Here is an 11,015-nt window from a genome sequence, read left to right on the forward strand (position 1 = left end):
GGGGATAGCTGCTTGAAAAGCCCGCTTTGCACGTCGCTTTGCATGTTATTCTGCGCGCCGATTTTCGCTGATTCCACATGCCGTATTCGCGGATAATCCGCGCGACCGAGGTTGCGATCAAACGGATATCGCCGGAAAACACAATAAAAGAGGGATGCGATGAGCGTGATATTTGCCGTGCTGGGCGCGGTGGTCGGCATGCTGGCTTCGTTGTCGAACGATCTTCCGGTCGGCTACGGCGCATTCTTCGGCGCGCTCGCGGGCTTTGCGCTGGCGCGCTTGCGCAAGAGAAATCCAGCGGGCACTGGGCAGTCGCCATTGCCGGGCGCTACCGCCGCGGATGCGCCCGGCGCGCCTCGTGACCTGGCGGCTCGCGTCGAGTGGCTGGAACGTGAACTCGTTTCGCTGCGCGGCGAGATCCGGCAATTGCGTGAGGCAGCGGGTATTGCATCAGCCGACGACGACGCTCGAGCGCCAGCGCCGATGCACGCATCAGACGCCGCAACGATGCGCGACTCCGTCGCGGCAGCCACCACTGAGCATCGCTACGCAATCGCGCCGCAAGAGGCCGTGAAGCTTACGGCGAGAGCGTCGGCGGCACTTGCGCCAGCGGGCGGGGAGGCGGGCGCGTCGATTGATCCGCAGACGGAAACGTCAACCGGCATGGACGCCGCCGCACAAGCACAAGCACAAGCGCAAGCACAACCCGCCGCCGCCGCGCGCACCCAAGCCGACGCCGCCGCGCCAGCACAACCGAACCTCGCGGGCCTCCCGCAAGCCACTGCGACCGACGCGGCACAACGCGCCCAACCGCAACCCGCCGCCGCTGCGCATACCCAACCTGACCTCGCCGCCCCCGCACAACCCAACCTCCCACCCGCACCTCCACGCGGCCCCGGCGTCGTCGAGCGCCTTTTCAAAGCAGGCCGCGACTGGCTCTTCGGCGGCAATACGGTGGTGCGCGTCGGCATCGTCGTGCTGTTCTTCGGCATTGCCTTCCTGCTGAAATACGCCGCCGACAACAGCCTGCTGCCGATCGAATTCCGCCTCGCAAGCGTCGCGCTCGCCGCGACGGCCCTGCTCGTGCTCGGCTGGCGCATCGGCGACAGTCGCGGCGCGTACGGGCTCGTGCTGCAAGGCGGCGGCGTCGGCGCGCTGTACCTGACGGTGTTCGCCGCGACCCGGCTCTATCATCTGCTGCCCGCCGGCGCAGCCTTGCCGCTGATGGTCGCGACCTGCGCGCTGAGCGCGTTCCTCGCGGTACGGCAGAACGCGCCTTCGCTCGCGTTCATGGGCAGCGCGGGCGGCTTCCTCGCGCCGCTCCTCTTGTCCACCGGCGGCGGCAGTCATGTGATGCTCTTTAGCTACTACGCGTTGCTCAACGCGGGCATCTTCGCGATCGCGTGGTTCAAGGCATGGCGTCCGCTGAATCTGCTCGGCTTTGTCTTCACGTTCTCGATCGGCGCGGCGTGGGGCGCGACGGCATATCGTCCGGAACTCCTCGCGAGCACTGAGCCGTTTCTGATCCTCTTCTTCCTGATGTATGTCGGTATCGCGCTGCTCTACGCGGTGCGCCGCGAACTGACGCTCAGGCATTACGTCGACGGCACGCTCGTGTTCGGCACGCCGCTCGTCGCAATCGGCCTGCAGTCCGCGCTGATGCGAGGCACCGAGTTCGGGCTCGCATGGAGCGCCGTCGCGCTCGCCGTGTTCTATCTCGCGATAGCGGGCTGGCTCGCGCCGCGCCGCGCGCGTCTCGGCCTGCTATTCGACTCGATGTTCGCGCTCGCCGTCATCTTCGCGACGCTCGCCGTGCCGCTCGCGTTCACCGGACCGACGACTAGCGCGACGTGGGCAATCGAAGGCGCCGCGGTGACATGGCTCGCCGTGCGGCAACGACGCCTCGTCGCGTTCGCCTTCGGCCTGCTGATGCAACTGGCCGCGGCGGGCGCGTTTGTCGTCGGCACGGTTTTGTCGTTCAGCCACGCGGCGAGCTTGCCGGTGCTGAACGGCGCGTATCTGGCAAGCGTACTGATCGCGCTCGCCGGCATCTTCACCGGATGGCGTTTGCACGGTCGCAGCGAAGCACGCGACTGGCACGCGTGGCTGCCGCAGATCGGCGTGGTCGCGAGTCTGTGGGGTCTGCTGTGGTGGGTGGGGGGCGGGCTCAACGAGATACAGAGCTACGTCCATGCGTACGTTCCGGACGGCCGCGACCGAGTCGGCATCGCATTCGTCGCGCTGTTCGCCGCGCTGAGCGCATGGCTCGCTCATGGCGCGCGCCGCAAGCTGCGCTGGCCGCTCGCAGAGTGGCCGGCGCTCGCGCTCGTGCCTGTTCTCGCCGCGCTCACACTCGGACTTTTTGCATTGAACATGAGGCCGGTCAGCGGCTACGGCTGGCTGGTTTGTCTGCTGGTTGCCGTCGCCAGTTACGCGCTTTTATGGCGTCAGCAGCGCGACGTCGGCGAGCGCATTCTCGCGCCGCTGCACACGCTGATGTTCTGGACCGCCGGCACGCTCGCCGCGCTCGAAGGCTACTGGGCGTTGCGCGCTTACGTGCCCGAAGGTGCATGGAGGTGGAGCGCGTGGGCGTATGGCTTCGGCGCGCTGCTGTTGCTGCTGGCCGGCGTGGGGCATCGTCTGCGTTGGCCGGTTGGGCGCTTCACGTGGGCCTATCAGGTGTGGGCCGCGGCGCCGCTCGCCGCGTTGCTGTGGGCGTGGACCATTGCAAGCGTGACGAGCGACGGCAGCGCCGCGCCGCTCTTCTGGCTGCCTATCGTCAATCCGCTCGACGTCGCACAGATACTCGTGTTCGTCGCGGGCGCCGTGTGGCTGCGGCGGCTGCGCGCACTGGGTGTGCAATGGCACCCGCGCGCGTTCGATTACGCCGTGCTCGCGACGCTGTTCCTGTGGTTCAATGCGTTGCTGCTTCGCACGCTGCATCATCATTTCGACGCGGCGTACGACGTGACCGCGGTGCTCGCGTCGTTCACGCTGCAGCAGGTGTTCCTGGTCGGATGGAGCGCGTTCGCGTTCGCCGGTTTGTGGCTCGCGCGACGCGACAGCATCGTGCGCCTGTGCGCAATTGCGTCGACGCCGCTCGTGCTCGTGATGTGGCTGTGGACCTTCTACGCCAACCTGACGCAGGACGGCGGCGCGTGGGCGCGGCTGCCGTTGTTGAATCCGCTCGATCTCGTGCAGGCCGTGGTGTTTGCACTGGCCGCGCTCTGGCTCGTGCGCGTTCACCGTCTCGGCGTGCCGCTCGACGGCTACCGGCTGCCGTTGCAAGTCGCGGCCGGGGCGACCGGCTTCGTGTGGTTGAATGCGATGCTGCTGCGCACGCTGCATCATTGGATCGGCGTGCCGTACGAGTTCGCGCAGATGTCCGAGTCGATGCTCGTGCAGGCGTCGGTCTCGGTCTTCTGGACGCTGTGCGCGCTGGCGGCGATGATCTGGGCGACGAGACGCGCAAGCCGTATCGTGTGGTTCATCGGCGGCGGGTTGCTCGGCGCGACTGTCGTCAAATTATTTCTGTTCGACCTGTCGCACGTGACGGGGATCGAGCGCATCGTATCGTTTATCGGTATCGGCCTGATGTTGCTGCTGATCGGCTACTTCTCGCCGCTGCCGCCCAAGCCGATGGTCAGGGAAACTGAACAATGAAGCATCTTCTGAAAGTGACGGGCTGGTGTGCCGCGCTCGTGTGCGCGTGGACCGCGGCGCCCGCGTGGGCCGAAGATTTCGCGCGGCACTTTGCGCTTCAGCTCGACGACGGCGCGGCCTACTACAGCGTGAGGCTGCCGGCCGCGGTCTATGCGGCCAGCCAGCGCAACGATCTCGGCGACGTGCGCGTTTTCAACGGCGCGGGCGAGCCCGTGCCGTACTCGCTCGAGGGGCTCCGCGAGCCGGCCCGCACGCCGCCGACGCTGCGTCCGGCCCGCTGGTTCCCGCTTCGTCCGGCCGCCGCAGGTCAGGCGGGCGCGCCGCTGGGCGTGACGATCGCCGCCGACGGATCGCTGCGCGCCACCGCCGCGCCGCCTGGGCGCGCGCAGCACGACACCGATCTGATCGATGCCGGTCAGGCGTCGCATGAAGGCCGCGCGAGCGCGCTGCTGATCCATCTGCGCGACGACAATTACCAGGGGCGTGTGTCGGTCGAATCGAGCGACGATCTGCGCAACTGGCAACCGGCCGGCGACGCGCAACTGCTCAAGGTCAGCTACAACGGCAGCACGCTGAGCCAGGACCGCATCGAACTGAACGGTGCGCACGCGCGCTACCTGCGCCTGCGCTGGCTCGACGGCGCGCCGTACCTCGAATCGATCGACGTGGAAGTGCAGGCGGCCGGCGCGGGGCGCGCGCAACTCGCGGACAGCCAGCGCGAGTGGCGCGAAGGCATCGTCGCGCGCGCGGGTCCGAAGGCCGGCGAATATTTCTTTAGCACCAGCGGTCCTTTCCCGGTCGACCGGCTGCGGCTGAATCTGCCGCAGCCGAACACGGTGGCGCCCGCGGTCGTCTATTCGCGCGGCGAACTGGGCGGGGCGTGGCGCGAGGTGTCGAATGCGACGCTGTTCCGTTTGCATAACGGAGACGTCGAACAGAACAATCCGTCGCTTCAATTGCCGCCGGATACGGACCGTCACTGGCGGGTGGTTGTCGATGCGCGTAACGGCGGACTCGGCAGCGGCGTGCTGACTGTTGCAGCGGGGTGGCGTCCGGCGACGCTGACGTTCGTCGCGCGCGGATCGGCGCCTTTCACGCTCGGCGTGGGCAATGCGTCCGCAGTGTCGACCGCGGTCGGGCGCGATGAGTTGCTGATGGACGCGTCCTCGGCGATTGCCACCGCGCGCGTCGGCGAGCCGCTCGCGCTTGCGCCGAATGCGAATGCGCCGTCGCCGGCCAATGCAGATGCGTATCGGCGCTATGTGCTGTGGGCCGCATTGCTACTGGCCGTCGGCTCGCTCGCGGCGATCGCGTGGCGTCTGGCGCGCAGCGTGTCGCATCGGGTGCCGGCGGGCGATGCCGCGGCAAGCGCATCGGGCGCGATGGCCGGCGGTCTTGCAACTACGGCGGCTGCGGCAACGGACCTAAACGTTCCAGCAAGTGCTTCGCCCCAGGATAATGCGAACGCGGTTTCCGGTGGTGCAGGGCACGCGCCGGAAGCCGGGCATCGGCGCGAGAGCAACGACTGAAGCACGCGTGCGTTCGCAACGAACGACACGCGTTATCGACCTCTGTTGACTAGCACGGCATTGGCCGCGAATTGGAAGCGCCGCGCGCCATGTCTGACGCTTGCCGGTTTCAGACTCGAGCAGCGCTTCACGTGCTTCACGTGTCGCGCGTAGTCATCATCTCGATGACCTTGTCGAGCGCTTCGCCTAGCGCGAGCTTTTCGCTTTCGTCGAGGCAATCGAACAGATCGCCATTCCACTTGCGCGCGATCGGCATCACCTTGCGATACAGCGCGCGGCCCTCGGGTGTGAGCGACACGAGCACCACGCGGCCGTCGTCGGCACTCGCTTCGCGTTTGACGAGTCCCTGTCTGATCAGACCTTCGGCGGCGCGGCTCGCCTGGCTCTTGTCGAGATTGGCATGCCTCGCGAGTTCCATGATCGAGAACGGTCCAAACGATCCCACCGACGCAATCACGCGAGCTTCCGGCAACGTCACGCCGAGCTTGTCCTGGTAGCGCTCGCTGATGCCGCGCTCAGCAAGCTTGTTGAGTACATGCAGACGATAAGTGAGGAGCTGTTCCAGGCCAGCTTTGGCGGAGTCCTTCATGGTCTTCCCGTGATGAGTGGCGTGGTTGTGGCGCTGTGATTGTTGCCGCAACCATGCCGCCTGGTCAACGCGCGCCGTACTTCAAACGCGTCAGTTGTTCGGCCTCATCCGCCAAAAGCCGCGCGGCGTCGCGAATCGCGAATTCAAGCGTGATCGGACCGGGTGCCGGCGAGAAGCAACCACTGAAAAATTCGGCAAGGCGCGGCAACGCGGCGGAGTCCACGGCGCCCGACAAAAGTGTCGCCGGCACGCCTGCGGCTTGCGCATGACGGCACGCGATGAAGGGCGCTTTGCCATGCAGCGTTTGCACGTCCGAGCGTCCTTCGCCGGTGATCAGCCAGTTCGCGCCTTCGAGCGCGGCGTCGAGGCCGAGTTGCCGCGCGACCGTTTCGGCGCCGGGCTCGAACTGCGCGCCGAGCATGTGCAGCGCGAAGCCCAGGCCGCCCGCGGCGCCCGCGCCGGGCAGATCGCGGGCACTGCGCCCGAGCGCCGCTTCGAGGAGATCCGCGTAACGGGCGAGGGCGGCGTCGATCGTCGCGACCTGTTCCGGCTTGACGCCCTTTTGCGGGCCGAAGACGGCGGTCGCTCCATGCTCACCGGTCAGCGGATTGTCCACATCGGACATGCCGATGAATTGCGTGCCCGCCAGCCGCGCGTCGAGTTGCGACACGTCCACGCGCGCGACGCGAGCGAGTTGCTCGGGCGAGGGCTCGAGTTCCCCGCCTTGCGCATCGAAGAGTTTCAGACCGAGTCCGACGAGAAGGCCCGCGCCGCCGTCGTTCGTGCTGCTGCCGCCGAGCGCGACGAAAAATCGCCGCACGCCCGCGTCGAGGAGCGCGCTGATCGCTTCTCCCATGCCGCGCGTGTTGCGCGCCTGAACCGGCACGCCCATCCCGACCGGATCGGTGATGCCGACGATCTCCGCGGTTTCCACGATCGCGCTGCCGTCGGCGAGCACGCCGGTCAGCGCGTCGCGCACCGGCCCGGCCGCACCGCGCACGCTCAGCGTGCGGCGCTCGCCGCCGCTCGTCAGCATGGCGTCGAGCGTGCCTTCTCCGCCGTCCGCCATCGGGCAGATACGGACTTCGGCGTCCGGACGGGCACGCCGCACGCCCGACGCGATCGCCTGCGCGACCTGTTCGGCGCTGAGCGAGCCTTTGAAGGAATCGGGGGCGATGACGACGACAGGCGTGGACGGCGAATTCGGCATGGTGTCTCTAAATGGTTTGAATGGTTACGAGCCGGGAGGCGGCGGTGGAGCGGACGCGGGGCCGCTCCGAACGCGTTCGCTAGCTTATCAGCATGGCCGCGCCGACTAAATATGCCGAAAGGCATAGGCGGCATTGTGGAAATTGCGATCCGGTAGCGCGGCGGCATCGTCGGCGAAGTGCGAAACCGACTCGAAAACAGCCCGGAAAGGGCTCCGAATGCCGATAAAAACGCGCGTAATCATCGAATCCCGGCTAGGCGCGCAAATAGTTTGCTAAAATATTCGGCTCTTTGGACCCAACCGTGCTGCCGGCGGCCTGCAAGCCCGCGGCGCAGGCGCGCAAATGCGGCACGAGAAGATAACTGAATTCGCTCGAATAATTTTAGGACGATTGAAGCCATGGCTAACGTTGTTGAGAACCTCGGCAAGCTCGAACGCCGCGTAACGATTTCCCTGCCGAAGGACGCCGTGCAGAAGGAAGTGGACTCGCGTATCCGTCAACTCGCGAAGAACGTGCGCATGCCGGGTTTCCGCCCGGGCAAGGTGCCGCTCAAGATGGTGACGCAACAGTATTCGGGCCAGGTGGAAGCGGAAGTGCTGAGCGACAAGGTCGGCAAGGAATTCTTCGACATCAGCCGCGCCGAAAACCTGCGCGTCGCCGGTCAGCCGAGCTTTGCGCCGAAGGTCGACGCGACTGAAGGCGATTACGCTTTCGACGCGACCTTCGAGGTCTATCCCGAAGTGAAGCTGGGCGATGTCGCCACGGCTGAAATCGAGCGCACCACGACCACGATCACCGAAGCGGAAATCGACCGCACGCTCGAAATCCTGCGCAAGCAGCGCGTGCATTTCCACGCTCGCGGCGAAGCCGGCGAGCACGGCGACGGCGGCGCGGATACGGCGGCCAAGGAAGGCGATCGCGTGTCGGTCGACTTCGTCGGCAAGATCGACGGTGAAGTGTTCCAGGGCGGCAGCGCCGAAGACTTCGCGTTCGTGCTGGGCGAAGGCCGCATGCTGCCGGAATTCGAAAAGGCGGCTACGGGCCTGAAGGTCGGCGAGTCGAAGGAATTCGACCTGGCATTCCCGGCCGACTATCACGGCAAGGAAGTGGCCGGCAAGACCGCGCAATTCACGATCACGATGAAGAAGATCGAGTGGCCGCATCTGCCGGAAATCGACGCTGAATTCGCGAAGTCGCTCGGCATTGAAGACGGCGATCTGACCAAGATGCGCGCCGAGATCAAGGACAATCTGGAGCGCGAAGCCAAGCGCCGCACGCAAGCCATCGTCAAGAATCAGGTGATGGACGCGCTGCTCAAGATTTCGGAACTCGACGTGCCGAACGCGCTGATCGAACAGGATCAGGAACGCCTCGTCGCGATGGCTCGCCAGGATCTGGAGCAGCGCGGCGTGCCGAACGCTAAAGATGCGCCGATTCCTGCCGCTATGTTCAAGGAACAGGCCGAGCGTCGCGTGAAGCTGGGTCTCGTGCTGGCCGAGCTTGTGAAGGCGAACGACCTGCAGGCAAAGCCGGAACAGATCCGCGCCGAAGTCGACGAATTCGCGAAAAGCTACGAAGACCCGAAGGAAGTCGTCCGCTGGTATTATTCGAACCAGCAACGCCTTGCTGAAATGGAAGCGTACGTCGTTGAAGCCAACGTCGTCGAATTCGTGCTGAGCAAGGCCAAGGTGACGGACAAGGAAGTGAGCTTCGAAGAACTGGCAAGCGCAACGGCGCAAGCGTAAGCGTCGCTGCAACGGCGTGCCGGCTGTCGGAGCGACGGCCCGCACGCCGTTTTTTTGTGCGGCATTTTTGCACTGCCTGTCGTGCAGTCGGCGCGCACTTGAATACGGGCTGGTCGACCACACCTGTCTAGCATCAAATATTTAGAATATTTCCAGACAAGGATCCATTGCATGACCTTTCGCGCCCAAATGCTGGACACGTTGACCTCCCAGTCGTCCCGGGATCTCGAAGCGCAGGCGCTCGGACTGGTGCCGATCGTCGTGGAAACGAGCGGTCGGGGCGAGCGCTCGTATGACATCTACTCGCGTCTTCTGAAGGAACGCATTGTGTTCCTGGTCGGCGAGGTGAACGATCAGACGGCCAATCTCGTCGTCGCACAAATGCTGTTCCTCGAGAGCGAGAATCCGGACAAGGACATCTACTTCTATATCAACAGCCCGGGCGGATCGGTTTCGGCGGGCATGGCGATCTACGACACGATGCAGTTCATCAAGCCGGACGTCTCCACGCTGTGCATGGGGCTTGCGGCGAGCATGGGTGCGTTCCTGCTGGCAGCGGGCGCGAAGGGCAAGCGCTTCGCGCTGCCGAACTCGCGCGTGATGATTCACCAGCCGCTGGGCGGCGCGCGCGGTCAGGCGTCGGACATCGAAATTCAGGCTCGGGAAATCCTTTACCTGAAGGAGCGGCTGAATCATCTGCTGGCGCACCACACCGGCCAGCCGGTCGAGCGTATTGCGCGCGACACCGACCGTGACAACTTCATGTCCGGCGACGACGCGCAAGCGTACGGTCTGGTCGATCAGGTAGCCCACAAGCGTCCTTGATCGGGTACGGATTTGCCCTAATTCGGGGCAAATCCGGCGCCTGATCGGTTGTGAAATAATCAAGACTCGTCCGAGCGCCTGCGGCAAACGCCGTCACCTTGCTCAGCCCCGCCGCGCCCAACTGCGAGGCTGGGGCAAACGGCGTATCATGTAATCGAGTGTCCGGAGGCTCACACATCTATGGCGGACAAGAAAGGTTCTAACAGCGAAAAGCTGTTGTATTGCTCGTTTTGCGGCAAGAGCCAGCATGAAGTCAAGAAACTGATTGCCGGCCCGTCGGTGTTCATCTGCGATGAATGTATCGACCTGTGCAACGAAATCATTCGCGACGAAGCAGCAGGCGCGGGTATCGAGGCGGGCTTGTCCAAGTCCGATCTGCCGAGTCCGCAGGAAATCCGTGAAATCCTCGACCAGTATGTGATCGGTCAGGAACGCGCGAAGAAAATTCTCGCGGTCGCGGTGTACAACCACTACAAGCGCCTGAAGCATCTCGACAAGAAAGACGAGATCGAGCTGTCTAAGAGCAACATCCTGCTGATCGGCCCGACCGGTTCCGGCAAGACCTTGCTCGCGCAAACGCTCGCGCGTCTTCTGAACGTTCCCTTTGTCATTGCGGACGCAACCACGCTCACCGAAGCGGGTTACGTGGGTGAAGACGTCGAGAACATCATCCAGAAGCTGCTGCAGAACTGCAATTACGAAGTCGACAAGGCCCAGCGCGGCATTGTCTATATCGACGAAATCGACAAGATCAGCCGCAAGTCGGATAACCCGTCCATTACCCGCGACGTGTCGGGCGAGGGCGTGCAGCAGGCGTTGCTGAAGCTGGTCGAAGGCACGATGGCGTCGGTGCCGCCGCAAGGTGGCCGCAAGCATCCGAATCAGGACTTCATCCAGGTCGATACGACCAACATTCTGTTCATCTGCGGCGGCGCATTTGACGGCCTCGAAAAAGTCATCGTCGATCGTACTGAAAAGACCGGCATTGGCTTTGGCGCGAGCGTGAAGAGCAAGCAGGATCGCGACGCCGGCGAAGTGCTGCGCGAAGTGGAACCGGAAGATCTGATCAAGTTCGGTTTGATTCCCGAACTGATCGGCCGTCTGCCGGTGGTCGCCACGCTTGGCAAGCTCGACGAAGCGGCGCTGATGAAAATTCTCGTCGAACCGAAGAATGCGCTGGTGAAGCAGTACCACAAGCTCTTCAACATGGAACGGGTCGAACTCGAAATTCGTCCGGCCGCGTTGCAGGCTGTGGCGCGCAAGGCGATCCGTCGCAAGACGGGCGCGCGCGGACTGCGCTCTATCCTGGAACAGGCGTTGCTGGACGTGATGTACGATCTGCCGCAAATGAAAGGTGTCAGCAAGGTCATCATCGACGACAATGTGATCGACGGCGACGGCAAACCGTTACTGATCTACGAAGACGCGCCCAAAGTCGCGGGTTCGAACTGAT

At 64.5% G+C, this 11,015-nt stretch carries 7 protein-coding genes; 5 read left to right on the top strand and 2 right to left on the bottom strand.

What is annotated here, in order from left to right:
- Positions 1-159: 159 nt before the first annotated feature.
- Positions 160-3,663, top strand: a complete 3,504-nt coding sequence (locus BGRAMDRAFT_RS11580) for a DUF2339 domain-containing protein (RefSeq protein WP_006048922.1) — start codon at positions 160-162, stop codon at positions 3,661-3,663.
- Complete coding sequence (locus BGRAMDRAFT_RS11585) at positions 3,660-5,192, top strand: DUF3999 domain-containing protein (RefSeq protein WP_006048923.1); 1,533 nt, start codon at positions 3,660-3,662, stop codon at positions 5,190-5,192. The genes BGRAMDRAFT_RS11580 and BGRAMDRAFT_RS11585 overlap by 4 nt, the downstream gene beginning before the upstream one ends.
- Positions 5,193-5,328: 136 nt before the next feature.
- On the opposite strand, the gene BGRAMDRAFT_RS11590 is transcribed toward BGRAMDRAFT_RS11585, so the two are convergent.
- Both BGRAMDRAFT_RS11590 and BGRAMDRAFT_RS11595 read right to left on the bottom strand, forming a co-directional pair.
- Complete coding sequence (locus BGRAMDRAFT_RS11590) at positions 5,329-5,781, bottom strand: MarR family winged helix-turn-helix transcriptional regulator (protein ID WP_006048924.1); 453 nt, start codon at positions 5,779-5,781, stop codon at positions 5,329-5,331.
- A 64-nt stretch (positions 5,782-5,845) separates the two neighbouring features.
- Positions 5,846-6,991, bottom strand: a complete 1,146-nt coding sequence (locus BGRAMDRAFT_RS11595) for a glycerate kinase (protein WP_006048925.1) — start codon at positions 6,989-6,991, stop codon at positions 5,846-5,848.
- Between the two features lie 399 nt (positions 6,992-7,390).
- On the opposite strand from BGRAMDRAFT_RS11595, the gene tig reads away from it, so the two are divergent.
- The 3 genes from tig (at position 7,391) to clpX (ending at position 11,014) form a co-directional block, all read left to right on the top strand.
- A complete protein-coding gene (gene tig, locus BGRAMDRAFT_RS11600) occupies positions 7,391-8,737 on the top strand; it encodes a trigger factor (RefSeq protein WP_006048926.1) in 1,347 nt (448 codons plus the stop codon).
- 171 nt (positions 8,738-8,908) lie between these two features.
- Positions 8,909-9,562, top strand: coding sequence for an ATP-dependent Clp endopeptidase proteolytic subunit ClpP (gene clpP, locus BGRAMDRAFT_RS11605; RefSeq protein WP_006048927.1), 654 nt, complete (start codon positions 8,909-8,911; stop codon positions 9,560-9,562).
- Positions 9,563-9,742: 180 nt separating this feature from the next.
- Entirely contained in the window at positions 9,743-11,014 is a 1,272-nt protein-coding gene (clpX, locus tag BGRAMDRAFT_RS11610; RefSeq protein ID WP_006048928.1) for an ATP-dependent Clp protease ATP-binding subunit ClpX, read from the top strand.
- Position 11,015: the final 1 nt, after the last annotated feature.

Source organism: Paraburkholderia graminis C4D1M, from assembly GCF_000172415.1.
In the GTDB taxonomy this organism is placed as follows: Bacteria; Pseudomonadota; Gammaproteobacteria; order Burkholderiales; family Burkholderiaceae; genus Paraburkholderia; species Paraburkholderia graminis.